This is a genomic window from Streptomyces caniscabiei (assembly GCF_014930365.1).
GTDB lineage: Bacteria > Actinomycetota > Actinomycetes > Streptomycetales > Streptomycetaceae > Streptomyces > Streptomyces caniscabiei.
The window spans coordinates 288,455-312,663 of record NZ_JABXWI010000011.1; the positions used below are offsets into that span (position 1 = coordinate 288,455).

Here is a 24,209-nt window from a genome sequence, read left to right on the forward strand (position 1 = left end):
GAGAGAGCGGTAACCACCCGGCAACGCGAGGGACATGGCGTCGACGCGCCCCGCTCCTAATTTCTGTCGCACGACAGAAATACACGCCGCACCCGGAGGTCCCACGATGGCGACATCGACGACGTACGGAGCACGTGATCACGCCCGCGCACAGGAGGGCGCCCGGACCGAGTCCATGCCCGTGGTGCCCGCGACCGACTGGCCCTCCCCTCCCTGCGAACCCGAGCGGCTGGTCTGGGCGGAGACCGTGGCGGGCGGCAGCTACACGCACCGGGTGCTCGCCCGCGGCACCGAGGTCCGGCTGACCGACCTGCGCGGCGACGCCTGCGCGCATCTGCTGCTGCACCACGCCGACCGCCCCTGGGAGCGGCTGAACGTGGCCGACACCGTCAAGGTCCAGTGGAACGCCTACCTGGGCGAGGGCGTCCTGCTGCTGTCCGACCAGGGCCGTGTCCTGGCCTCGGTGGTCGCCGACACCTCGGGCCGCCACGACGCCCTGTGCGGCACCTCCACCCTGGCGCGCAACACCGAGCGGTACGGGGACGGCACCCCGCACTCCGCCTCCCCCGCCGGGCGTGAACTGTTCAAGCTGGCCGCCGCCAAGAACGGCCTGGAACCCCGGGACCTGCCGCCCTCGCTCTCCTTCTTCCAGGGGGTCCGGGTACACGAGGACGGCACCCTCGACTTCACCGGCTCCGCCGGCCCCGGCGCCGCCGTGACCCTCCGTACCGAGCAGGACGTGACCGTGCTGATCGCCAATGTGCCCCACCCGGCCGACCCGCGCCCCGAGTACGTCAGCACCCCGCTGGAGGTGCTCGCCTGGCGCGCCGAGCCGACCCGCCCCGGCGACCCCCTGTGGGACGCCTCGCCCGAGGGCCGCCGGGCCTTCCTGAACACCGCCGAGTTCCTCACCGCGAGGGGGCGCGCATGAGCACGACGACCGTGGTCGCGGCCCGCGCCGCCTGGTCGTCGGTGATCCGCGCCGGCCAGACCCTCACCCTCACCGACCTGCACGGCAACCAGGCCGTCGACTTCCTCGTGTACGACGCCCACGACACGGCCGTCCGCTACAGCGCGCCCGACACGATCCACGCCCAGGGCGGCATCTTCCTCACCACCGGCAGTGTGCTGATGTCCAACGAGCACACCCCGCTGATGACCGTGACCGCCGACGACGTGGGCCGGCACGACACCGTCGGCGGCGCCTGCTCCAAGGAGTCGAACACCCTGCGGTACGGGCACCACACCTGGTCGCAGCACGCCTGTGTGGACAACTTCCTCGCCGAGTGCGCCCGGCACGGCCTCGGCAAGCGCGACCTGGTGTCGAACATCAACTGGTGCATGAACGTGCCGGTCGAGAAGGACGGCACCCTCGGTATCGTCGACGGGATCTCCGCCCCCGGTCTCGCCGTCACCCTGCGCGCCGAACGCGACGTGCTGGTCCTGGTCTCCAACTGCCCCCAGATCAACAACCCCTGCAACGGATTCGAGCCGACGGCCGTGGAGATGACGATCACCGGGACGGGCACATGACCTTCGACACCCTGCTGGTCGCGAACCGGGGCGAGATCGCCGTCCGGATCATCCGCACCGCCCGCGAACTGGGCCTGCGCACGATCGCGGTGTACTCCGACGCCGACCGCGCCGCCGCCCACGTGCGGCTCGCCGACGAGGCGGTACGGCTCGGCCCGGCGCCCGCGAAGGAGTCGTACCTCGACGCGGACCTGATCCTGAAGGCCGCCAAGGACACCGGCGCGGGTGCCGTCCATCCCGGGTACGGGTTCCTCTCCGAGGACGCCGACTTCGCCCGCCGCTGCGCGGAGGCCGATCTCGTGTTCGTCGGCCCCACCGCCGACCAACTGGAGCTGTTCGGCGCCAAACACACCGCGCGGGCGGCGGCCGAGGCCGCGGGCGTGCCCCTCCTGCCCGGCACCGACCTGCTCGACTCGCTCGACGAGGCGCTCGCCCACGCCGCGGCCATCGGCTACCCGGTGATGCTCAAGGCCAGCGGCGGAGGCGGCGGTATCGGCATGTCGGCATGCCGATCCGCGGGCGAACTCACCGAGGCCTGGGACCGGGTGCGGCGCGTCGCCGCCGCCTCCTTCGCCACGGCGTCCTCCTCGGGCGTCTACCTCGAACGCCTCGTCGAGCGGGCCCGCCATGTCGAGGTGCAGGTCTTCGGCGACGGCGACGGCCTCGTCGTCACCTTCGGCGACCGCGACTGCACCCTCCAGCGCCGCAACCAGAAGGTCGTCGAGGAGGCCCCGGCCCCCGGCCTGCCCGACCACGTCCGCGCACGGCTGACCGCCGCCGCCCGCGATCTGTGCGCGAGCGTCGAGTACCGCTCCGCCGGAACGGTCGAGTTCGTGTACGACGCCGCGCGCGAGGAGGCGTACTTCCTGGAGGTCAACACCCGCCTCCAGGTGGAGCATCCGGTCACCGAGGAGGTCTACGGCGTCGACCTCGTCGCCTGGATGCTGCGGCTGGCCCGCGGCGACGTCGCCGTCGTCCGCGCCCCGGGCCCGCCGCGCGGCCACGCCGTCGAGGCCCGGCTCTACGCCGAGGACCCCAGCCGTGGACACCGGCCGAGCGCGGGCCTGTTGACCCGGGTCGAGTTCCCGCCGGGCGTCCGCGTCGACGGCTGGGCGGAGACGGGCACCGAGGTCACCACGTCGTACGACCCGCTGCTGGCGAAGATCGTCGCGTACGGCTCCGACCGCGCCCACGCCCTGCGCCGGCTCGACGAGGCGCTGGCGAGGACCCGGGTCGACGGCATCGAGACGAACCTGGGCCAGCTCCGGGCGGCCCTCACCGACCCGGACGTCCGGCGGGCCACCCACTCCACGGCGACCCTCGCCGCCGTCACCGACCCGACCCGCCGCATCGAGGTCCTCTCCGGCGGCACCCTCACCACCGTCCAGGACTGGCCCGGCCGCACCGGCCACTGGCAGGTCGGCGTCCCGCCCAGCGGCCCCATGGACGACCTGTCCTTCCGCCTCGGCAACCGGGCGCTGGGCAACCCCGAGGGCGCCCCGGGCCTCGAATGCACCCTCCAGGGCCCCTCCCTGCGCTTCACGCACGCCACCACCGTCTGCGTGACGGGTGCCCCCGCCCCGGTGACCGTGGACGGCTCACCGATCGCCCGCTGGGAACCGGTGAGGGTACCCGCCGGAGCCGTCCTGTCCGTCGGCGCGCCCACGGAACACGGACTGCGCACCTACGTCCTCGTCGCGGGCGGCGGCCTGGACGTCCCGTCGTTCCTGGGCAGCGCGGCCACGTTCACCCTCGGCCGCTTCGGCGGCCACGGCGGCCGTGCCCTGCGCACGGGCGACGTCCTGCACGGCGGCGAGGTCACGGACCGCACGGGCCCCGTCCCCCCGGAGGACCGCCCCTCCTTCCCCGCCGACTGGCAGGTGGCCGTCCTCGAAGGCCCGCACGCGGCACCGGAGTTCTTCACCGAGGAGGACATCCACGAGTTCTACGCGGCCGACTGGACGGTCCACTTCAACTCGGCCCGCACCGGCGTACGGCTCGTCGGGCCCAAACCCCGCTGGGCGCGCGCCGACGGCGGCGAGGCGGGCCTGCACCCCTCCAACATCCACGACACCCCGTACTCGGTCGGCGCCGTCGACTACACGGGCGACATGCCGGTCCTCCTCGGCCCCGACGGCCCCTCCCTCGGCGGCTTCGTCTGCCCGGCCACGGTCGTCTCCACCGAGCGCTGGAAGCTCGGCCAGCTGCGCCCCGGAGACACCGTCCGCTTCCTCCCCGTCTCGGACGACGCCTCACCCCGCCCCGCGATCGTCGACGGCGGCGTCCTGGCCCGCGACGGCGACGTGACGTACCGCCGCAGCGGCGACGACAACCTCCTCGTCGAGTTCGGACCGATGCGGCTCGACCTGGCCCTGCGGATGCGCGTCCACGCCCTGATGGAGGCGGTCGCCGAGGCGGGCCCGCACGGCGTCGCCGACCTCACCCCGGGCATCCGCTCCCTCCAGATCCGCATCGACCCGGCGCTGCTCCCCCAGCCCGAACTCCTCACGGCGGTACGCCGGATCGTGGCGTCCCTCCCCCCGACGGACGAACTGGTCGTCCCCTCCCGCACGATCCACCTCCCCCTCTCCTGGGACGACCCCGCGACCCGCGAGGCCATCGCCCGCTACATGGCGGGCGTCCGCGACGACGCCCCCTGGTGCCCCTGGAACATCGAGTTCATCCGCCGCGTCAACGGCCTGGACACGGTGGCCGACGTCCACGACACGGTCTTCGCCGCCGAGTACCTGGTCCTGGGCCTCGGGGACGTCTACCTGGGCGCCCCGGTGGCGACCCCGCTGGACCCCCGCCACCGCCTGGTGACCACGAAGTACAACCCGGCCCGCACCTGGACGGCGGAGAACTCGGTCGGCATCGGCGGCGCCTACCTCTGCGTCTACGGCATGGAGGGACCCGGCGGTTACCAGTTCGTCGGCCGCACCACCCAGGTCTGGTCCCCCTGGCAGCAGCGCGGCGCCTTCGAGCCCGGCTCCCCGTGGCTGCTGCGCTTCTTCGACCGCATCAGGTGGTACCCGGTGGACGCCGACGAACTCATGGCCCTGCGCGCGGACATCGTCTCGGGCCGCTTCGTCCCCCGCGTGGAACAGGGCACGTTCTCCCTGGCCGCGTACGAGACGTTCCTCACCGAACACGCCGACTCCATAGCCGAGTTCAGGACCAGGCAACAGACGGCGTTCGCGGCGGAGAGGGCCGCCTGGGAGGCCGCCGGCGAGTTCGACAGAGCGGAGACGGGGACGGCCGAGCCGGTACCGCCCGCCGAGGTCCACGTGCCCGAAGGCGCCCACCTGATCGAGGCCGAGTTCACGGCGTCGGTCTGGCAGGTGAACGTCCGACCGGGCGACCGGGTGACCACCGGCCAGCCCCTCCTGACCCTGGAGGCCATGAAGATGGAGTCCCGAGTCCCCTCCCCCACGGCCGGCGTCATAGACCGGATCCTCACCGTCCCGGGCACCCAGGTGGCCCCAGGCACCCCCCTGATCATCCTGACCCCGGACAACACCTGACCCGCCCCGTAAGGGGCGCGGGGAACCGCGCGAGAACCCCCACGCACCCGCACCCGCCGACGACTCCGAACCCTCCCCCCTTAGGCGCCCAAGGGGGTCGAAGGGGCGCAGCCCCTGGAGGACGGGACGGGAAGGGGCGGCGGGGGCGAACAACCCCTGAAGCGCACCCCGCCCCACCCACAGCCCCCAGGAGCCCACATGCCCCTCTCCCCCACCCTCACCAGAGTCCGCACCGCCTACGCCCGCATCGAAGCCGTGGACCGCCCCGAGATCTGGATCGGCCTACGCCCCCAGCCCGACGTGGAGGCCGAGGCCGAGGCCATCGACGCCCGTCTGGCCGCCGGCGCCCACCTCCCCCTCGCCGGCCGCCTCCTCGCCGTCAAGGGCAACATCGACGTCCACGGTCTCCCCACCACCGCCGGCTGCCCGGCCTACGCCTACACTCCCGACGCCGACGCCCCGGTCGTCGCCCGCCTCCGCGCCGCCGGTGCCCTCGTCCTCGGCACCACCAACCTCGACCAGTTCGCCACGGGCCTGGTCGGCACCCGCTCCCCGTACGGCGCCGTCCGGGGCGCCCACGACCCGTCCCGCATCAGCGGCGGCTCCAGCTCCGGCTCGGCCGTGGCGGTGGCGCTCGGCCTGGTCGACCTCGCCCTCGGCACCGACACGGCGGGCTCCGGCAGGGTGCCCGCCGCTTTCAACGGCATCGTCGGCCTGAAGCCCACCCGGGGCCTGGTCCCCACCACCGGCGTGGTCCCGGCCTGCGCCTCCCTCGACTGCGTCACGGTGTTCGCCCGCACCCTCCCGGAGGCGGAACAGGCCCTCGCCCACATGGCCTCCCCGGCCGCCCGCGCCCTCCCGCCGCTCCCCGCGCGCACCCCGGGCCCCTGGCGCGTCGCGATCCCCCGGCCCGAACAGCTGGGCGAACTGGACGAGGGCTGGGCGGAGGCGTTCGAGGCGACGGTGACCCGTCTGCGGGCCACGGGCGCGGACGTACGCCATCTCGACCTCGCCCCCTTCACCGAGGCGGCGGCCATGCTCTACCAGGGCGCCTTCGTGGCCGAGCGCTACACCGCGGTCGGCGCCTTCGTCGACAAGGCGATCGCGGACGGCGTCGACGGGCTGGACCCCACGGTCGCGGGGATCATCACCCGGGCCCGGGACATCCCGGCGCACCGGCTCTTCGCCGACCAGGACCACCTGGCCGCGCTGCGCACCCGCGCGCTCGCCGAACTGGCCGACGCGGACGCCCTGTTGCTGCCGACGGCACCCGGCCACCCCACGCTCGCCGAGGTGGCCGCCGACCCGCTGGGCGCCAACGCCCGCCTCGGCCGGTTCACCAACTCCACGAACCTGTTCGACCTGGCGGCGGTGGCCGTCCCGGCGGGCGAGGTGAACGGTCTCCCCTTCGGCGTGATGCTGATCGGCCCGGCCTTCACGGACGACCGCCTGGCCCGCGTGGCCGCCGAGCTCCCACCGGAGACCCGGCTGGCGGTCGTGGGCGCCCACCTCTCGGGCCAGCCCCTGAACCCCCAACTGCTGTCCCTGGGCGCCCGTCTGGAGCGCACGACCACGACGGCACCGGTCTACCGCCTCCACGCCCTGCGGACGACCCCGCCCAAGCCGGGCCTGGTGTACGTGGGCGACGGCGGCGCCCCGATCGAGACCGAGATCTGGCGCCTCCCGGCAGCGGGCCTGGGCCGCCTCCTGACGACCCTCCCCCGCCCCATGACCCTGGGCACCGTGCAACTCTCCGACGGCACCCGCACCCCCGGCTTCCTCTGCGAACCCGCCGCCCTCCAGAACGCCCAGGACATCACGGGACACGGCGGCTGGAGGAACTACCTGACACGCTGAACAAAAGCCTGGCCCTCGCTCAGGGACGAGAAACGACACTAGAACCCCAACGGTCCTAGGGACACGAGAAACCGACTCTAGAACCCCAACGGTCCTAGGCCGTGTATCGAAAGTGGATCATGGACTGTGAATGAATCACGGTTCATGGGTCGGGGAGATCTCACGGACGAGCAGTGGGCGGTGCTGGAGCCGTTGTTGCCGAAGGGGGCCAGGGCAGGGCGGCCGCCCGTCTGGCCTCGGCGGCAGCTGATCGACGGCATACGGTTCCGGGTCCGACCGGTGTTCCATGGCGGGACGTCCCCGTCGAGTACGGACCGTGGAGCCGGATCTACGACCTGTTCCGCCGATGGCAGCGGAACGGCACATGGCAGCGGATCCTCACCCGGCTCCAGTCCCTGGCCGACGCGAAGGGCGCGATCGTGTGGGACCTGAGCGTCGACTCCACGGTGTGCCGCGCCCATCAGCATGCGGCCGGGGCTCGCAACCAAGGCGACCTGCAGAAAGAACCACCAGGTGGCGTCTTCACCGAGCCCCGTGATCACGGGCTGGGTAGGTCGCGCGCCGGGTTCACCACCAAGCTGCACCTGGCCGTCGAGCAGGGTCAGAAGCCCATGTCGATCGTGGTGACGGCAGGGCAGCGGGGACTCGCCGCAGTTCGAACCGGTGCTGGAGAAGGTCCGCGTGCCCCGCATCGGGCCGGGCCGGCCACGCGTCCGCCCCGATCGGGTGCGTGCCGACAAGGCCTACGCCTCCCGCAGAAACCGCGCCTACCTGCGTCGCCGCGGGATTCGCTGCACCATCCCGGACAAGGCCGACCATGCGCGCAACCGCCGAAAGCTCGGCTCCCGCGGCGGCCGCCCGCCGCATTTCGACCCGGTCGACTACCGCGAGCGCCATGCGGTCGAGTGCGGGATCAACCGCCTCAAGAGACACCGCGCTGTCGCCACGCGATACGACTGTGAGGATGTTGGGGTCCGCCTTGGGCGGTGTCAGCCCCGTGGAAGCATCGTCTGGAAAGACCCAGCGCCGCAGGCTCAACCGCGGCGGCGACCGCCAGGCCAATTCAGCGCTCTACACCATCGTCATCGCCCGTCCGCGCCGGGACACTCGCACCCGTTCTTACGTGGAACGACGCGTCACCGAGGGCAAGACACGACGCGAAGCCATCCGATGCCTCAAACGCTACGTGGCCCGCGAGATCTACCAAGCCCTCCACACATCCAAGAGGCGATCGACACCAACCCCTGCCGATTGACATCCATAGGGGCATCAAACTCGCCGTCCGCTACGAGGCGACCGTGCTGATCGCAGCCATCAACGAATGGCTTTGACCGAAGTCGGCCTGCCCGTCCTCGTTCACCAGTCCCGACCTGAGGTCAGCTCCTCCGCATCCGCGTCCATGAACCCGTATGCCGACGTGATAAAGCAAAACTCGTCACAGATCCACTCACGCGCAACCGTCTCGATCCCGCTCCCGGCCGCCACGAACTCCCTGTCCAGCAGGTTGAACTCCTCCGTTGCAGCCTGGGTGAGCGCATACAAGGTCTCCAGATCCGACGGCTGCTCGACCTCCACGCGTTCGCACAGCCGCAGCAGGATCGCCTTCCCCCGATCGACCACGTGATCAGGGAAGTACGAGTCGTCGTACATCTGCTGCAGGAACGTGTGTCCCGCTACCTGCTGGTTTGTGATCGGCATGGTGCTTCCCTACCTCCGCGAAAGCTGACGCGCCGATCATGCACAGCACTACTGACAACGACGCCCCCATCGATGCGAGACCCGCGCGACCAGGACTTCCATAACAGGCCCTAGGGGCGCGGGAAACCGACTCGAGAACCCCAACCGGTCTAGGGGCGCGGGGAACTGCGCGAGAACCCCCACTCACCCGCACCCGCCCACGAACCCCAGCTCACCCCTACCCCAGGCGAACCCACCCCAAGCGAACCCACTGCAGGCGACCCCACCCTCACCCGACCGACGAGTAAGCCACAACCCCCCGCAGCACCCCATCCACCGCCCTACGCGCACTCTTCCCCACCGTCGACCCAGCCGGCGCCGCCGCCGAAAGCTGCCCCAGCACATCGATCACCTGCTTGCACCACCGCACGAAGTCCCCCGCCGGCATCTCCGCCTCACGCAACACCTCGTCGAGCCCCGCCCCCGAAGCCCACATGTACGCGGCCCAGGCGAAGCCGAGATCGGGCTCCCGCTGCCCCACCCCTTCGCTCTGCGTGATCCGGAACTCCTCCTCCAGCGCGTCCAGCCGCCCCCAGATCCGCACCATCTCTCCCAGCGCGGCCTTCGCGTTCCCGGACGGCAGCTTCGGCGCCATCGCGTCGTCCCCCACCCGGGCCTCGTAGACCAGCGCCGAGACGCACGCCGCGAGCTCCGCCGGCCCGAGCCCCTCCCAGACACCCGCCCGCAGACACTCACTGGCGAGCAGGTCCAGCTCGCCGTACAGCCGGGCGAGCCGCTTCCCGTGCTCGGTGACCTCGTCACCCCGCAGATAGTCCAGCTCGGACAGCAGCGCGACGATCCGGTCGAAGGTCCGCGCGATCGTGTTCGTACGGCCCTCGATACGCCGCTCCAGCTGCGCGGTGTCCCGCTTGAGCCGGTGGTACCGCTCGGCCCACCGCGCGTGGTCCTCGCGCTCGTCGCACCCGTGGCAGGGATGCGCCCGCAGCGCGGCGCGCAGCCGGGCGATCTCGCGGTCGTCCGCGGCGGCGGCCCGCCGCTTGCGGTGCCGGTCCGGCACCAGATGCCCGGCCTTGGTGCGCAGCGCCGACGCCAGATCCCGGCGCGACTGCGGCGAGCGCGGGTTGAAGGACTTCGGGATGCGCATCCGCTCCAGCGCCTCCACCGGCACCGGGAAGTCGATCGACGCCAGCCGCTTGACCTGCCGCTCGGCGGTCAGCACCAGCGGACGCGGCCCGTCGTGGTGCTCGAACCCCCGGTGGCCGTTGGACCGCCCGGCGGGCAGCCCCGGGTCCAGCACCAGCGCGAGCCCGGCGTACTTGCCGGTCGGCACATGGATGACGTCCCCGGGCTTGAGCTTCTCCAGCGCGACGGCGGCCTCGGCGCGCCGCTGCGCGGCCCCCTGCTTGGCCAGCTCGGTCTCGCGGTCCTTGAGCTCCCGCCGGAGGCGCGCGTACTCCTCGAAGTCCCCGAGGTGGCAGGTCATGGACTCCTGGTAGCCCTCCAGGCCCTCCTCGTTGCGCTGCACCTGCCGGGAGATCCCGACGACCGACTTGTCGGCCTGGAACTGCGCGAAGGAGGTCTCCAGCAGCTCGCGCGAGCGATGCCGCCCGAACTGTTCGACCAGGTTGACCGCCATGTTGTACGACGGCTTGAAGCTGGAGCGCAGCGGATACGTACGGGTGCCGGCGAGCCCGGCGAGGTGGTCGGGGTTCATGCCCCGCTGCCAGAGCACCACCGCGTGGCCCTCGACGTCGATGCCGCGCCGGCCCGCACGCCCCGTCAGCTGGGTGTACTCACCGGGGGTGATGTCGGCGTGCTGCTCGCCGTTCCACTTGACGAGCTTCTCCAACACCACCGAGCGGGCGGGCATGTTGATGCCGAGCGCGAGGGTCTCGGTGGCGAACACGGCCTTGACCAGGCCGCGTACGAAGAGTTCCTCGACGACCTCCTTGAACGTCGGCAGCATGCCGGCGTGGTGGGCCGCGATGCCGCGCTCCAGGCCCTCCAACCACTCGTAGTAGCCGAGGACATGGAGGTCCTCGCGGGGGATGGAGGCGGTGCGCTCCTCGACGAGGGCGCGCACCTTGTGCCGCGACTCGTCGTCGTTCAGCCGGAGTCCCGCGTACAGGCACTGCTGGACGGCGGCCTCGCAGGCGGCGCGGCTGAAGATGAAGGTGATGGCGGGCAACAGGCCTTCGGAGTCGAGCCGTTCGATGACTTCGGGCCGGCTCGGGATCCAGATCCTCGACCGCTGTCTGCGCTCGCGCTCACGGTCGGCCTCGCGCATGGAGCGGCCGCGACGGCGGTCCTGGAAGGAGGGCCGACTGGCCTCCATCCGCGCCATCCGGGTCAGGTCGGGGTTGACGGCCTTCTTGCTGCCCTCGCCCTCCTCGAACAGGTCGTACATCCGCCGTCCGGCGAGCACGTGCTGGAACAGCGGCACCGGCCGGTGCTCGGAGACGATCACGTCGGTGTCGCCGCGCACGGTGTCCAGCCAGTCGCCGAACTCCTCCGCGTTCGACACGGTGGCGGAGAGGGAGACGAGGGTGACCGACTCGGGGAGGTGGATGATCACCTCCTCCCACACCGCGCCCCGGAAGCGGTCGGAGAGGTAGTGCACCTCGTCCATGACCACGTACCCGAGGCCGAGGAGGGTCTGGGAGCCCGCGTACAGCATGTTCCGCAGCACCTCGGTGGTCATCACGACCACGGGGGCTTCGGAGTTGACGCTGTTGTCACCGGTGAGCAGACCGACCTTGTCGGCGCCGTGACGGCGGCACAGGTCGGCGTACTTCTGGTTCGACAGGGCCTTGATCGGTGTCGTGTAGAAGCACTTCTTGCCCTGTCGCAGGGCGAGGTGGACGGCGAACTCGCCGACGATCGTCTTGCCCGAGCCGGTCGGGGCGGCCACCAGGACGCCCTTGCCCGCCTCCAGCGCCTGGCAGGCCTCGATCTGGAAGGGGTCGAGACCGAAGTCGTACATCTCGCGGAAGGAGGCGAGCGCGGTGGCCTGCTCGGCAGCGCGCCTGCGTGCTGCCGCGTACCGCTCGGCCGGTGAGAGATCCTCTGTCATCGTGCTTTCGAGCGTACCGGGCCCCACTGACAACAGGACGATCATTATCCGGATCGTGGCACCGTCGAGATCAGGACCGTCCACCGTCCGAAAACGAATCCCGGCGAACGCACGCACGACGACGGCGGTGGGTCCCGCCCGGGATGCCGGGTGGGGCCCAACGCCGTCGTGGCCCGCTCGGTGCGGGCTCCGCCGCGTGCCGTGTGCCGGTGCTCAGGTCACGTCGTCGTACCCGTTGATCCGTTCCCGCTCGGGCTCGGCCTGCGCGGGGAGCGCCTTGCTCGCGGACACGGTCTCGATCTCGCCGATGTCCTCGGGGGTGAGGTCCAGCTCGGAGGCCTCGTCGTCGTCCGGCTGCAGCGCCTGGACGCGGGCCCGGCGCCTGTCGTTGGTCAGCGCGATGGCCGACGCGACGAAGTAGAGGACCCAGATGGGGCCCGCCAGCGCCAGCATCGAGATGGGGTCGGTGCTGGGGGTGGCGATCGCCGCGAAGAGCGTGATGCCGAGGATCATGCCCCGCCACCAGCCGGCCATCTTCTTGCCCGAGAGGACGCCGCCGAAGTTCAGCATCACGAGCAGCAGGGGCAGCTCGAAGGAGAGGCCGAAGACGACGATCATCCGCATGATCAGGTTCAGCAGATCATCGAGGGGAAGCTGGTTGTCGCTTCCGATGATCGAGAACTGGAGCATGACCGACGCCATCTTGGGCAGCGACCAGTAGGCGAAGTACGAGCCCATGAGGAACAGCGGGAAACCCGCCGCCACGAAGCCGAGACTGTACTTCTTCTCGTTGCGGTGCAGACCTGGAGCGACGAACGCCCAGAGCTGGTACAGCCAGACCGGGGCGGCGAGCACCACGCCCGACGAAAGCGACACCGTGAGAGCGAGCGTGAACGGGCTCAGCAGACCGTTCTGCACGATGCGCGCGCATTTGACCTGGCTGGTGTCCTCCGCCAGCTCGGCGAAGCTGTGTTGGCATCCCACCGCCTGGAGAATGGGATCCGTGAAGAACTGGATGATGTCCTTGTAGAACATCACCGCGAGAACCGTCGTGACGACGATGGCCAGCAGGCTCTTGACAAGGCGGTTTCGCAGCTCGCGCAGGTGCTCCGCGAGGGGCATCCGCCCCTCGGGATCCTTGTCCTTCTCCGTCTTGCGGGCAGACTTGAGCAACCCACGTCCTCATCTCGTGCGGCAGGCCGGACGTCCGGTCCGGCCTTGCGTCATCGCTTCGTGGTGTCCGTGGGCTCGGCGACCGGGCGGGAGCTGGTCACATCGCCGGGAGCGGCCTGGATGGTGCGCTGTGCCGGAGCCTCGGCGCTGGAGGGGGCCGACGTGGGGGTGTCGTCCTGGCCGTCGGACTTCATGGCCTTGGCCTCGCTCTTGAGGATGCGGGCGGACTTGCCGAGCGAGCGCGCCATGTCCGGAAGCTTCTTCGCACCGAACAGCAGGATGACCACGACGAGGATCAGAATGATCTCGGTGGGACCGAGATTGCCCATAGCTGTCTACCTTCTTCACCGAGGCGGCGGGTGGTGGCTGTCCGACCGGTCGGACAGGTGTCCGAACGATCGTACTGGCAGCGATCGTAACGCTCAGGGGTAAACGCTGGGCAATCCCCGTGCGTACTCCCGCTCCGCGACCCGGGCCTCGTTCTCCGTGCCGCGACAGGCAGCGTACCTGCCGAAGGTGAGAAGGTGACAGGGCGAAGTGGCGCAAAACGCACCGCGCGGTCAAGTCACAGGAGCCTCGGCCGTACCTCACAGTGCGTCCGCGGAGCGAGCCGCGCTCGCCGTCGCCCGCTCCAGGTCCTCCGCGGCCCGGCTGATTCTCCGCGCCGACTCCGTGACCTGCGCACCGAGCCGCCTGGCCTCCAGGAAGACCCGTACGGCCAGCACCCCGAGCACGACCAGCCCCACGAAACCGACAGCCACCGCGAACATCGCCCAGAACATGAGCCGACCCTAGCCCCTGGCCCTATCCCGCCGAATGCAGCCTGAGGGTCCGCACCCCGCCCCCGGTCAGCAGCTCCACGATGCGCTCACCGGCCGGCTTGCGGACGGCGGTGCCGCACTCGGGGCAGGTGAAGGAGTAGAAGGTCGTCTTGCTGGTGGCGCCGATGGCGAGGCGCAACGCGCTCGCGCCCAGCTCGAAGTTGGCCCGGCAGTCGGGGCAGCCGGCCCGGAACACCACGTCGACGGCCTTCTTCATCCCCGCGAAGGCGACCGCCACGGTCATCTCCCGGATCTCCTGGATCTCCTGCACCCCGGACTTCACACCGGCCTTCACACCCGACACAACAGACCTGCCGCTCACAGCCCTCGCATCTCCCTTTTCCGGTCGTACGTCGTCGTGCCCCGCCGTGACGGCCCCGCGCTCCCGAAGTCACCCGGTCACGCCGCCGCCCGTCACGGCCCGGTCGTCACGGCCTGGTCGTCACGTCGGCCTCGTCGTAGGCCGCCAGCGCCTCCCGCGCCGCCCGGCGGGCACTGTCGGCAAGGTCCTGCGGGGAGACGATCCGGCCGTCACGCCCGAGCCGCAGCGCCAGACGCCGCAGCGAGGCCGGCTCGGGGGTGCGCAGACTGATGCGCAGCCCGCCGTCCGGCAGCTCCTCGGCGCTGTCGTGCGGGTAGTACTCGGCGACCCAGCGCCCGCCGGGACCGACCTCGACGACGACCTCGGGGTCCTCGGCGGCCGGCTGCACCAGCGCCTCCGACAGGTCCCGCAGCTCGATCTCGGGCGGCGCGGACGGCTCGTCGAGGATCTTGATCTCGGCGACCCGGTCCAGCCGGAACGTACGCCGGGCCTCGGAGCGGCGGCACCAGGCCTCGACGTAGGTGTGACCGACGCTGACCAGGCGGATCGGGTCGATCTCCCGCTCGGTGACCTCGTCCCGGGCGGGCGAGTAGTAGCGGATCCACAGCCGCCGGCGCTCCGAGATGGCCCGGTCCACGTCCGCGAAGACCCCGCCCTCCGCCTCGAAGGTGACCGACAGACGTGAGCTGGCGCCCGCCGCCTCCCCGGCCGCGGTCTCGACCTTGGCGGTGGCCCGCAGCAGGGCCTGCCGGTCGCTCTCCCGCAGCCCGGGCAGGGTGGCGACCGCGCGCGCGGCCACCAGCAGGGCGGTGGCCTCGTCGGCGGCCAGCCGCAGCGGCTCGGCGGCCTCCGCGCCCAGGGCGGCCGGGTTGTGCCACCAGATGCGCTCGCCGTCGGTGTCGATGTCCAGCAGATCACCGCCGCGGAAGCTGGTCCCGCACATGGGCAGCACATCGAGGTCCGAGACCAGCTCGTCCTCGGTGATCCCGAAGGCTCGGGCCACGTCCTCGATCCGGGCCCCGGGCCGCTCCCGCAGATACGTCACCAGGGAGAGCATCCGCCGGGTCTGGTCGATGGCGTTCGCCGGCCGGGCCGGTTTTCCCACCACGTTCTTACGTCCCCCTCAGCCCTTGGCCACGGCACGCAGCCGGTCCACCACGTCGGCCCGCAGCTCGGCGGGCTCCAGGACCACCACGTCGGGCCCGAACTCCACCAGCCAGGCATCCAGACCGTGCCCGTACGGAATCTCCAACTCGTCCCAGCCGTCCCCGAGTTCCCGGACGAGGGAGGCCCTCGCACGCAGCGGGTAGCCGGCACCGGAGCGCAGCCGGATCAGCGCGGAGCGGTCGGCGGTCTCCCCCGCCCAGCTCGCGACGGTCTCCCGCACGGTGACGACGTCGGGGACCTCGGCGGTGAAGGCGGCCCCCCGGCTGCGGACCTTGCCGGTGATGCGGGAGAGCCGGAAGACACGCTCGGCACCCCGGTCCCGGTCGAAGCCGGCCAGGTACCAGTGACCGCGCCAGCACTCCAGCGCCCACGGCTCGACATGGCGGGGCTCTGGGCGCGCGGCGGTCGCCTTGCGGTACTCGAACACGACCGGGCGCCGGTCACGGCAGGCCAGCATCAGCGGCTCGAACGCGGCCTCGTGCACCGGGATGCGCGGCTCCAGCGCCCCATGGGCCTCGTACGGGTCGACGTCCTCGGGCAGTCCGGCCGCACGCAGCTTCTGCAGCGCGCCGCTCGCGGCCCCGGCGAGGCGGGCCTGCTGCCAGACCTTCGCGGCGAGCCCGAGGGCCGCGGCCTCCTCGGCGTCCAGGGTGATGGGCGGAAGGCTGTTGCTGTCGCGGCGCGCCAGATAGCCGACCTCGCCGTCGAGGTTCTCCACCGTCTCGATGACCAGGCCGAGTTCGCGCAGATCGTCCTTGTCGCGCTCGAACATGCGGTTGAAGGAATCGTCGCTGCCGGCCGCGCCGCTGCCCGATCCGGCGGCCTCGACGTACGCCTCGATCGAATCCCGCAGCTCCCGCTTGCTGAGCGGCCGGCGCGTCCCCAGCAGACACAGCGCCAGGTTCATCAACCGCTCGGCCTTGGCAATGGCCATCGACGCCCTTCCTCCGGGTGTTTCCGCGGCACGACCGTACCGCTACGAAGCGTCGCGGCAAAAGCCGAGGGTCCATGCCCGAAAAGGCATGGACCCCAGACAGTCGGGACCGGTCACGGCACGATCACCGCGGACCCGGCATCCGTCGGATCAGACCCCGAGGAGGTCGACCACGAAGATCAGCGTCTCACCGGGCTTGATCGCCGGAGTCGGGCTCTGGTTCCCGTAGGCGAGGTGGGCCGGAATGGTCAGCTGGCGACGGCCACCGACCTTCATGCCCTGCACACCCTGGTCCCAGCCCTTGATGACACGACCGCCGCCGAGCGGGAAGCGGAACGGCGTCCCACGGTTCCAGCTGGCGTCGAACTCCTCACCGGTGGAGAAGGACACACCCACGTAGTGCACGGTGACGGTCTGGCCGGCCTGGGCCACCTCACCGTCGCCCTCCCAGATGTCCTTGATCTCCAGGTCCGCCGGCGGCTGGCCCTCGGGAAAGTCGATCTCGGGCTTGTCAATGCTCACGTCTTCAGGCTCCTGCTTGTGTACGTACGAGGCAACGCGGACAGTCTCGCATCCCGGGGTTCACATCTTCGCGAGGATGTCCACGGTGAACACCATCACGGAGTCCTTCTTGATGTCGCTGCCGCTCGGCGGCGTGTCCCCGTAACCCAGCTCCGGGGGGATGACGATGAGGAGGCGGCTGCCCACCTTCTTGCCGGTCATGCCCTGCGACCAGCCCTTGACGACCTGCTTCAGCCCGAACGAGCTGAGCGCCTCCCGGCTGTACGAGGAGTCGAACTCCTTGCCGGTGTCCCAGAGCACGCCCTTGTACTGCACCAACAGGCTGTCGTCCGCGCCGACCTCGGGGCCGTCGCCCTCGATGATGTAGTTCGCGACGAGCTTCTTCGGCGGGTCCACCTTCGGCACCTCGATGGAGGGCGCCTTGCCGTCGGTGTTGGTGCCCACCTTCGGCAGGTTCCCGTCGTCCTGCGCGACCTTCGTGCCCTTGGCGGAGCTCTTGGCGTTGAAGGTGTTCTGGATGTCGACGACGAAGACCAGCGTGTCGGTGCCCTTGATCCCCGCCTGCGGGTTGCCGTTCGTCCCGTAGCCCCAGGTCGGCGGCACGGCCATCTCGACCCGGCTGCCGGCCTTCTTGCCGGTCAGCGCGTACCGCCAGCCGTCGATGATGCCCTGCGGGGAGAGCTGGATGACCAGCGGCGTCTTGCGGTCGTAGGAGTTGTCGAAGACCTTCGCCGTGGACCAGATCTGCCCCAGGTAGTTCGCCTGGATGTAGTCGCCCTCGGCGACCGTCCTCCCGTTGCCCGCGATGACCGTCTTCACCGCCAGGTCCTTCGACGGATCACCGCTGCCCTTGGCGACGGTCGGCTTCTCGTCGAACTTCGCACCGGCCGTGATCGCCGGCAGCGGACCGTCCACGATCTTCGGCGGCTTCGCCGCGCCGCTCGCCGACGCGGACGGGCTGCTGCTGGCCTTGGCCGAGTCGGACTCGCCGTCACCACAGGCGGCGAGCGTGACCAGTCCAGCGGGGACAGCGATGAGGAGTGAGCGTCGGCGCACGGTGAAGGCCTCGTATCGGTCGATCTTGTCGGATGGCGTGCGCGCAACTCTACGGCGTGCGAAGGGCGCCGTACGGCAAACGTACGGCGCCCCGCGTTGCGTTCCGACTATCCGGGCCGGAACATTCCGGCTCACATTCCGGCGATCAGCTTCTCCACCCGGTCGTCCACCGAACGGAACGGGTCCTTGCACAACACCGTGCGTTGTGCCTGGTCGTTGAGCTTGAGATGCACCCAGTCGACCGTGAAATCCCGGCGCTGTTCCTGAGCGCGCCGGATGAAGTCACCGCGCAACCGGGCCCGAGTGGTCTGCGGCGGAACCGACTTGCCCTCGAAGATCTTCAAGTCATTGCAGATGCGGGTGGCTTGACCTTTCCTCTCCAGCAGGTAGTAGAGGCCACGACGGCGGTGGATGTCGTGATACGCGAGGTCTATCTGCGCGACCCGCGGATGCGACATGGTCATGTTGTGCTTGGCGCGGTACCGCTCGATGAGCTTGTACTTCATCACCCAGTCGATTTCGGTGCCGATCCGGTCGAGGTCCTCCGCCTCGATCGCGTCCAGCGTGCGGCCCCACAGCTCCAGGACCTGCTCGACGGTGCCCGTACGGATGCCGCGGCGCTCCACGAAGTCCACGGCCTTCTCGTAGTACTCGCGCTGCACCTCCAGCGCGGACGCCTCCCGGCCACTGGCCAGCCTCACCTTGCGGCGGCCGGTGATGTCATGGCTGACCTCGCGGATCGCCCGGATCGGGTTCTCCAGGGTCAGGTCACGCATGACCGTGCCCGCCTCGATCATGCGCAGCACCAGGTCGGTGGCACCGACCTTGAGCAGCATGGTCGTCTCGGACATGTTCGAGTCGCCCACGATGACGTGGAGACGGCGGTACCGCTCGGCGTCCGCGTGCGGCTCGTCCCGGGTGTTGATGATCGGCCGGGAGCGCGTCGTCGCCGAGCTGACGCCCTCCCAGATGTGTTCCGCGCGCTGGCTCACGCAGTACACCGCACCACGCGGCGTCTGCAGCACCTTGCCCGCGCCGCACAGCAGCTGTCGGGTGACCAGGAACGGAATCAGGATGTCCGCGAGACGGGAGAACTCCCCGTGCCGGGCCACCAGATAGTTCTCGTGGCAACCGTACGAGTTGCCCGCCGAGTCCGTGTTGTTCTTGAAGAGGTAGACGTCGCCCGCGATTCCCTCCTCGTGCAGGCGGCGTTCGGCGTCGACCAGCAGTCCTTCGAGAATGCGCTCGCCGGCCTTGTCGTGAGTGACGAGTTCGGTCACGTTGTCACATTCGGGTGTCGCGTATTCCGGATGTGAGCCCACGTCGAGATAGAGGCGGGCCCCGTTCCGCAGAAACACATTGCTGCTGCGGCCCCATGACACGACACGGCGGAAGAGGTACCGCGCCACCTCGTCAGGAGACAGACGGCGCTGTCCCCTGAACGTGCACGTGACGCCGTACTCGTTCTCCAGCCCGAAAATGCGGCGGTCCATGACTGAACATTACGCCCGATCCACCGAGCTGAAACGGGGTTCGGCAGCACGGTTTGGATCATTTTCCGATGAGACCGCAACCACCGCACCCTCGGAGGGAACAGCGAGAACCCGCCCGGTCGCCAGCAGAACCAGCAACGACACGGCCCCCGCCGCGCCCGGCACCACGAACCCCCACAGCGTCCCGCCCCACTCCACGACCGGCCCCGCCACCGCCGTTCCCACCGACTGGCCCACCGTGAACGTCGTCACGATCCAGGAGAACGCCTCCGTGACCGTGCCCCGCGGGGCGTGCCGGTCGACGAGGACGAACACACAGGCGATCGACGGCGCCAGGAACACCCCCGCGAGCGTCGTGAGCCCCGTCATCCCCACCGGACCCGGCATCAGCGTCAGCGGCACGTAACACACCGCCAGCAGCGCCACCAGCACCTGGAGCCGCCGCTCCGGCGCCCCGCTCCACCGCCGCGCTCCGTACGCCGTGCCGCCGACCAGCGCACCCAGCCCGAGACCCGCCATCAGCCAGCCGTACACCGCGTCCCCGCCGTGGCCGTCCGCGTACGAGACCGCCGCGACGGTGATCGAGCCGAGCGCGACTCCGACGAAGAAGAACGCGCCGAGCAGCGCCAGCAACCCGGGCGAACGCAGCGCTCCCAGCCAGTGCGCCTCACGCGGGGCGGACCGCCAGGCCCGCGAGGGAGGCGAGACGACCACCCACAGCGCCCCCAGCACCCCGATCGCACTCAGCACGACGAGCGCGGCCGACGCGGACCACAGCGCCACGCAGAGCGTCACCAGCAGCGGCCCCACGGTGAACATGACCTCCTGGGCCACGGCGTCCATCGCGTACGCCGTGTGCACCTGCTCCTCCTTGCGGAGCACCGTGGACCACAGCGCCCGCAGCCCGCCCTCCTTCCCAGTCAAGTCCTTGTGTTCAGATCGAGGATCTCCTCCACGGGCGTGACGAGGGAGGGCGATCGGGGATCCGGCGGGTGCGGCTATTCGGGCAGCGGTCTGTCCTGGACGACGTTCTTCATCACAAGGGTCGAGGTCAGGCGTTGGACGCCGGGGAGCCGGGCGAGCTGCTGGTCGTAGAGCTGCTGGAACGCGGCCAGGTCCGCGGTCGCGACCCGTAGGAGGTAGTCGGGCTCGCCGAACAGGCGCTGCGCCTGCAGCACGTGCGGGACGGCGGCCACGGCCTCTTCGAAGGCGGTGACGGTGTCGGGGGTCTCCCAGCGCAGGGTGGCGAAGACGAGGGCCTCGAAGTTCAGGCCGACGGCCGCCGGATCCACCACCGCCCGATAGCCGCGGATGGCGCCCTCGCGTTCGAGGTCGCGCAGTCGGCGGTGGCAGGGCGAGACGCTGAGCTGCACACGGGCGGCTAGCTCGGTGACCGTCAGGCGGCCGTCGAGCTGCAGCTCGGTAAGAATCTTCCGGTCTATGGCGTCCATGGAGAAGATTCTCCCTCACATTGCGCGATCATGGGGTAAAGACGCAAACACCTTCGGGCGAATCCGGCCTAGCCTTCCCTCCAGGGCAAGAAATGTGAGAGGGAACGATCGATGGACACGACGACGCTGGCGGCCTTCCTGGCTGTGGACCTGCTGCTGGTCTTCACTCCGGGTGCGGACTGGGCCTATGCGATCTCCGCCGGGCTGCGGGGGCGCTCGGTCGTCCCAGCCGTCACCGGACTGATCGCTGGCCACGCGGCCTATGCGCTCGTGGCCGTCGCGGGCCTGGCGGTGATCGTGGCGAGTTCCCCGGCCGCGCTCACCGCCCTGACCGTGGCGGGCGCGGGCTACCTGTTGTGGCTGGGCTGGGGCGTTCTGCGGCAGCCGGCCATACCGGCGGCCGCCGGAGAGAGTGCGGGCGCCTCCCGCGTGCAGGTGATGCTGAAGGGGGCGGGGATCAGCGGCCTGAACCCGAAGGCGCTGCTGCTGTACTTCTCGCTGTTCCCGCAGTTCATCGACCCTGCCACGGGCTGGCCGGTCGCCGCGCAGACCGGTCTGCTCAGCGCGGTGCACCTGACCGCGTGCGCCGCCGTCTACCTGACCGTCGGCGTCCTGGCCCGCACGGTCCTGAGCACCCGGCCCTCTGCCGCCCGGGTCGTCACCCACGTCAGCGGTGCCATGATGATCGCCATTGGCGCCTTCCTACTGGTGGAACGCCTGGCCGGCTGAGGAACCCGCCCCGCTCCACCCGACGCACCCAAAGGAGAGCAGGCAAGTGGAAGACCGGATACAGCAGGAACAGGCGGGCCCCGCGGTGCAGAAGCGCATCCAGGACAGCTTCGACCTGCAGGGCCTGATGTCCCACCTCGGCGCACGGATCACTCACATCGGCCCCGGCCGCGTCCACATCGTGCTCCCGGCCCGCCCCGAGGTGACCCAGCAGCACGGCTACATCCACGCCGGCGCCACCAGCGCCATCGCCGACAGCGCCGGCGGCTATGCCGCGCTCACCCTGTTTGACGAGGACTCCGAGGTCCTCACCGTCGAATACAAGATCAACCTCCTCGCGCCCGCCGCCGGCGCCCACCTCGAAGCAATCGGCACCGTCCTCAAGCCCGGACGCACCCTGACCGTCTGCCAACTGGAGGTCTACGGCGTCCAGACCGACGGCGCCCGCAAGCTTGTCGCCAACGGCCAGCAGACCCTCATCCGCGTCAACAGGCCCGCCGAATGAGCGCCTGGCCGTCCCCTCCGGCCCTGCCCTCGTGGCTGACGTGGTGGCAGCGCCCCTTCCCCGACGCCAACATCCTCCTGCTGCCCGGACAGCAACCGGCCCTGGTCGACACCGGCTTCGTCGGCCACGCCGACGAGACCACCACCTGGGCATACGCGCACGCCGGAACCGTCGACCTGGTCGTCAACACCCACTGGCACTCCGACCACGTCGGCGGCAACGCTCTCCTCCAGGCCCGGGGCGCCGCCATCGCCGCCGGAACCCCGGAGGCCGAGGCGATCACCCGCCGGGACCCCGGCTGCTGTGCCGCCGAGTATCTCGACCAGCCGGTCGCCCCGTACACCGTGGACGTTCCGCTCGACGACGGCCAGGTCTTACAGCTGGGCGATGCCGACTGGGAGGCCGTCCGCACCCCCGGCCACACGCCGGGCCACCTGGCGTTGTGGCAACCGGACGAGCGGCTACTCGTCGTCGGTGACGCGCTGTCGGACTACGACGTCGGCTGGGTCAACCTCGCTCTCGACGGCCTCGACGCGGCCACCACCGCGCTCGCCTCCCTCAAGCGGATGGCCGACCTCGACCCCCGCGTGCTCCTCCCCTCCCACGGCCCGATCCCCGCCGACCCCGCAGCCGCGTTCGCCGCTGCCCTGCGCCGTGCCCAGCGGCTCGTCGACAACCCGGCCGGAGCGGTCTGGTACGGCGCACGGCGGATCCTCGCCTTTGCCCTGATGATCCGCGACGGGATCCCCTCCGACGAGGTCGAGCCGTACCTCCACGGTCGCGCCTGGCTGACCGACGCCGCCCGCCTCCTGGACGTGACCCCCGAGGTCCTCGCCCCCGAACTGGTCACGACCATGCTCCGCAGCGGCGCCATAGTCCTACGCAACGGCCGCCTGCACGCCGCCGCCGACCACACTCCTGTGGCGCCCGAGGCATTGCGCGTGCCCTACCCCCGAGCCTGGCCGGTGACCGAGCCGCGCTGACACCTGCTGAAACGAGGGGCGGGCGAGGCGGCCTCCAGCCGCTCGCCCGCCCCATACCCGTCCGCTCCGGTCAGAAGGTGTGCTCCGGTGCCGGGAACGTCCCCGCCGCCACATCGGCCGCGAAGTCCCGGGCCGCCTCGCGCAGTACGCCGTGCACATCGGCGTACTGCTTCACGAACCGCGGCAGCCGCCCGGTCCGCAGGCCCGCCATGTCCTGCCAGACCAGCACCTGCGCGTCACATCCGTTCCCCGCTCCGATGCCGATCGTCGGCACCGCCACATTCCGCGTGATCTCCGCGCCGACGTCCTCGGGCACCATCTCGATCAGCACGGCGAACGCACCGGCCGCCTCCAGCGCCTTCGCCGCCGACACCAGCCGCTGCGCATCCTCGCCCCGCCCCTGCACCCGGTAGCCACCGAGGCCATGCTCGGCCTGCGGTGTGAACCCGATGTGCGCCATCACCGGGATCCCGGACCGGGCCAGCAGCTCCACCTGCGGCACCATCTCCTCGCCTCCCTCCAGCTTCACCGCGTGCGCGCCGGCCTCCTTCATGAACCGCACCGCCGTGTGGAAACACTGCTCCGCGGACGCCTCGTACGAGCCGAACGGCAGGTCCGCGATCACCAGAGCCCGCCGGGAGGCCCCGGACACCGCGCGCACGAGCGGCAGCAGTTCATCCACCGTCACCGGCAGCGACGTCTTGTTCCCGAAGACGTTGTTAGACGCCGAGTCCCCGATCAGCAGCACCGGGATGCCCGCCTCGTCGAAGGTCGCCGCGGTGTACATGTCGTACGCCGTCAGCATCGCCCATTTCTCCCCGCGCTCCTTCATCTCGCGCAGGTGGTGGATCCGGACCCGCTTCGGGGTCGGGGCGGTGGCGGTTGTCGTGCCGCCGCCGTACGGAGCGGGCTGCTCGCTCATGGAAGTCCTCCGGACGTGCCTCTCGAGGCTCCCTGCTGGAGTCCCCGGATTCACCACGGGACGCTAAGCGATTTCGAGCCGAAAGTGTTGCCGTCCTACGCCCGTCAACCGGTAAAGCGGAGGAGACTTTTCTACCAATGCCCAGTCGGCTGGAAGAATCTTGCCGAGCTTTCAAGGGAAGGACGTGCCCGGTGTCGCCGCTCGGTAGTGCTCACGACGGGGTCCCACGGGATGACGGCCGGACTGGCGAGCATGATGCTGACCTGCTGCCAGCAGCAAGGAACGCCGGTCCTGTCGATTTATCGGTGCACCGTCCTGCCGTGCAGTTCCTCGACGAACAGCTCACCGCGGCCACCGTCGCGGGCACGGCCATCCTGCTCGGGGCCATCGCCGCCCTCGCCCTCGCCGAGTCCCAACTGCCGGCCCAGCCCGACATAGCGTGAGGT

General features: G+C 70.6%; 21 protein-coding genes and 3 pseudogenes. 10 read left to right on the plus strand and 14 right to left on the minus strand.

The features are described from left to right. Positions 1-106: 106 nt before the first annotated feature. The 6 genes and pseudogenes from HW837_RS29720 to HW837_RS29745 form a co-directional block, all read left to right on the plus strand. Positions 107-931 carry an urea amidolyase associated protein UAAP1 gene (locus HW837_RS29720; protein WP_045557119.1) on the plus strand — a complete coding sequence of 275 codons (825 nt, stop codon included), beginning with the start codon at positions 107-109 and terminating at the stop codon, positions 929-931. Beyond that, positions 928-1,533, plus strand: coding sequence for an urea amidolyase associated protein UAAP2 (locus HW837_RS29725; protein ID WP_193383538.1), 606 nt, complete (start codon positions 928-930; stop codon positions 1,531-1,533). The genes HW837_RS29720 and HW837_RS29725 overlap by 4 nt, the downstream gene beginning before the upstream one ends. Beyond that, positions 1,530-5,057 carry a 5-oxoprolinase/urea amidolyase family protein gene (locus tag HW837_RS29730; RefSeq protein WP_193380450.1) on the plus strand — a complete coding sequence of 1,176 codons (3,528 nt, stop codon included), beginning with the start codon at positions 1,530-1,532 and terminating at the stop codon, positions 5,055-5,057. Before HW837_RS29725 ends, HW837_RS29730 begins: the two co-directional genes overlap by 4 nt. 198 nt (positions 5,058-5,255) lie before the next feature. Beyond that, the gene (gene atzF / locus HW837_RS29735) at positions 5,256-6,914 is read left to right on the plus strand and encodes an allophanate hydrolase (protein ID WP_193380449.1); all 1,659 of its coding nucleotides are present in this window, start codon (positions 5,256-5,258) and stop codon (positions 6,912-6,914) included. 144 nt (positions 6,915-7,058) lie between these two features. Then, positions 7,059-7,871 (plus strand): annotated as a pseudogene (locus HW837_RS50440) (IS5 family transposase); the annotation flags it as partial. 16 nt (positions 7,872-7,887) lie between these two features. After that, a pseudogene (locus HW837_RS29745) lies at positions 7,888-8,169 on the plus strand (transposase); the annotation flags it as partial. Positions 8,170-8,270: 101 nt separating this feature from the next. Here HW837_RS29745 and HW837_RS29750 read toward each other — a convergent pair. From HW837_RS29750 to HW837_RS29810, 13 genes and pseudogenes are all read right to left on the minus strand, one after another. Then, positions 8,271-8,612, minus strand: coding sequence for a DUF5713 family protein (locus HW837_RS29750; RefSeq protein WP_045557115.1), 342 nt, complete (start codon positions 8,610-8,612; stop codon positions 8,271-8,273). Between the two features lie 268 nt (positions 8,613-8,880). Next, positions 8,881-11,730, minus strand: a complete 2,850-nt coding sequence (locus tag HW837_RS29755) for a DEAD/DEAH box helicase (RefSeq protein WP_045557114.1) — start codon at positions 11,728-11,730, stop codon at positions 8,881-8,883. 168 nt (positions 11,731-11,898) lie between these two features. Continuing rightward, positions 11,899-12,858, minus strand: a complete 960-nt coding sequence (gene tatC / locus HW837_RS29760) for a twin-arginine translocase subunit TatC (protein ID WP_045557113.1) — start codon at positions 12,856-12,858, stop codon at positions 11,899-11,901. A 50-nt stretch (positions 12,859-12,908) separates the two neighbouring features. Beyond that, complete coding sequence (gene tatA, locus HW837_RS29765) at positions 12,909-13,187, minus strand: Sec-independent protein translocase subunit TatA (RefSeq protein ID WP_045557112.1); 279 nt, start codon at positions 13,185-13,187, stop codon at positions 12,909-12,911. 258 nt (positions 13,188-13,445) lie between these two features. Next, positions 13,446-13,640 (minus strand): hypothetical protein, encoded by a 195-nt coding sequence (locus HW837_RS29770; RefSeq protein WP_045557111.1) that lies wholly within the window; start codon positions 13,638-13,640, stop codon positions 13,446-13,448. A gap of 22 nt (positions 13,641-13,662) precedes the next feature. Beyond that, complete coding sequence (locus tag HW837_RS29775; RefSeq protein ID WP_037702271.1) at positions 13,663-13,923, minus strand: hypothetical protein; 261 nt, start codon at positions 13,921-13,923, stop codon at positions 13,663-13,665. 184 nt (positions 13,924-14,107) lie between these two features. After that, a complete protein-coding gene (locus HW837_RS29780) occupies positions 14,108-15,109 on the minus strand; it encodes a helix-turn-helix transcriptional regulator (RefSeq protein ID WP_093789396.1) in 1,002 nt (333 codons plus the stop codon). Positions 15,110-15,124: 15 nt separating this feature from the next. Further along, positions 15,125-16,102 (minus strand): helix-turn-helix transcriptional regulator, encoded by a 978-nt coding sequence (locus HW837_RS29785; RefSeq protein WP_045557109.1) that lies wholly within the window; start codon positions 16,100-16,102, stop codon positions 15,125-15,127. 150 nt (positions 16,103-16,252) lie between these two features. Beyond that, positions 16,253-16,624: an FKBP-type peptidyl-prolyl cis-trans isomerase gene (locus tag HW837_RS29790; RefSeq protein WP_045557108.1), complete on the minus strand. Its 372-nt coding sequence runs from the start codon at positions 16,622-16,624 to the stop codon at positions 16,253-16,255. Positions 16,625-16,684: 60 nt separating this feature from the next. Continuing rightward, entirely contained in the window at positions 16,685-17,680 is a 996-nt protein-coding gene (locus tag HW837_RS29795) for an FKBP-type peptidyl-prolyl cis-trans isomerase (RefSeq protein WP_193380448.1), read from the minus strand. 131 nt (positions 17,681-17,811) lie between these two features. Continuing rightward, positions 17,812-19,173: a Pup--protein ligase gene (pafA, locus tag HW837_RS29800; RefSeq protein WP_013004876.1), complete on the minus strand. Its 1,362-nt coding sequence runs from the start codon at positions 19,171-19,173 to the stop codon at positions 17,812-17,814. A gap of 9 nt (positions 19,174-19,182) precedes the next feature. After that, positions 19,183-20,085 (minus strand): annotated as a pseudogene (locus HW837_RS29805) (MFS transporter); the annotation flags it as partial. Positions 20,086-20,171: 86 nt separating this feature from the next. Beyond that, positions 20,172-20,624 (minus strand): Lrp/AsnC family transcriptional regulator, encoded by a 453-nt coding sequence (locus tag HW837_RS29810; RefSeq protein WP_045557106.1) that lies wholly within the window; start codon positions 20,622-20,624, stop codon positions 20,172-20,174. A gap of 111 nt (positions 20,625-20,735) precedes the next feature. Here HW837_RS29810 and HW837_RS29815 point away from each other — a divergent pair, with 111 nt between their 5' ends. From HW837_RS29815 to HW837_RS29825, 3 genes are read left to right on the plus strand one after another with little or no spacing between them, the layout of a single operon-like run. Further along, complete coding sequence (locus tag HW837_RS29815; RefSeq protein WP_193380447.1) at positions 20,736-21,353, plus strand: LysE family translocator; 618 nt, start codon at positions 20,736-20,738, stop codon at positions 21,351-21,353. A 46-nt stretch (positions 21,354-21,399) separates the two neighbouring features. Next, entirely contained in the window at positions 21,400-21,858 is a 459-nt protein-coding gene (locus tag HW837_RS29820; protein WP_045557104.1) for a PaaI family thioesterase, read from the plus strand. Next, positions 21,855-22,841 (plus strand): MBL fold metallo-hydrolase, encoded by a 987-nt coding sequence (locus tag HW837_RS29825; RefSeq protein ID WP_045557103.1) that lies wholly within the window; start codon positions 21,855-21,857, stop codon positions 22,839-22,841. The genes HW837_RS29820 and HW837_RS29825 overlap by 4 nt, the downstream gene beginning before the upstream one ends. 70 nt (positions 22,842-22,911) lie before the next feature. Here the strand turns inward: HW837_RS29825 and panB are convergent, their stop codons facing one another. Continuing rightward, positions 22,912-23,763 carry a 3-methyl-2-oxobutanoate hydroxymethyltransferase gene (gene panB, locus HW837_RS29830; RefSeq protein ID WP_045557102.1) on the minus strand — a complete coding sequence of 284 codons (852 nt, stop codon included), beginning with the start codon at positions 23,761-23,763 and terminating at the stop codon, positions 22,912-22,914. A 320-nt stretch (positions 23,764-24,083) separates the two neighbouring features. Between panB and HW837_RS49690 the strand changes: the two genes are divergently transcribed. After that, on the plus strand, positions 24,084-24,206 hold the full coding sequence (locus tag HW837_RS49690; RefSeq protein WP_267887670.1) for a hypothetical protein: 123 nt from the start codon (positions 24,084-24,086) through the stop codon (positions 24,204-24,206). Positions 24,207-24,209 lie beyond the last annotated feature (3 nt).

Coding starts and splice junctions, on each gene's coding strand:
- HW837_RS29825 (WP_045557103.1), top strand. CDS start 21,855: ATGAGCGCCTGGCCGTCCCCTCCGGCCCTGCCCTCGTGGCTGACGTGG.
- panB (WP_045557102.1), bottom strand. CDS start 23,763: ATGAGCGAGCAGCCCGCTCCGTACGGCGGCGGCACGACAACCGCCACC.
- HW837_RS29770 (WP_045557111.1), bottom strand. CDS start 13,640: ATGTTCTGGGCGATGTTCGCGGTGGCTGTCGGTTTCGTGGGGCTGGTC.
- HW837_RS29725 (WP_193383538.1), top strand. CDS start 928: ATGAGCACGACGACCGTGGTCGCGGCCCGCGCCGCCTGGTCGTCGGTG.
- HW837_RS29750 (WP_045557115.1), bottom strand. CDS start 8,612: ATGCCGATCACAAACCAGCAGGTAGCGGGACACACGTTCCTGCAGCAG.
- tatA (WP_045557112.1), bottom strand. CDS start 13,187: ATGGGCAATCTCGGTCCCACCGAGATCATTCTGATCCTCGTCGTGGTC.
- HW837_RS29785 (WP_045557109.1), bottom strand. CDS start 16,102: ATGGCCATTGCCAAGGCCGAGCGGTTGATGAACCTGGCGCTGTGTCTG.
- HW837_RS29755 (WP_045557114.1), bottom strand. CDS start 11,730: ATGATCGTCCTGTTGTCAGTGGGGCCCGGTACGCTCGAAAGCACGATG.
- atzF (WP_193380449.1), top strand. CDS start 5,256: ATGCCCCTCTCCCCCACCCTCACCAGAGTCCGCACCGCCTACGCCCGC.
- HW837_RS29730 (WP_193380450.1), top strand. CDS start 1,530: ATGACCTTCGACACCCTGCTGGTCGCGAACCGGGGCGAGATCGCCGTC.
- HW837_RS29810 (WP_045557106.1), bottom strand. CDS start 20,624: ATGGACGCCATAGACCGGAAGATTCTTACCGAGCTGCAGCTCGACGGC.
- HW837_RS29775 (WP_037702271.1), bottom strand. CDS start 13,923: ATGACCGTGGCGGTCGCCTTCGCGGGGATGAAGAAGGCCGTCGACGTG.
- HW837_RS29720 (WP_045557119.1), top strand. CDS start 107: ATGGCGACATCGACGACGTACGGAGCACGTGATCACGCCCGCGCACAG.
- pafA (WP_013004876.1), bottom strand. CDS start 19,173: ATGGACCGCCGCATTTTCGGGCTGGAGAACGAGTACGGCGTCACGTGC.
- HW837_RS29815 (WP_193380447.1), top strand. CDS start 20,736: ATGGACACGACGACGCTGGCGGCCTTCCTGGCTGTGGACCTGCTGCTG.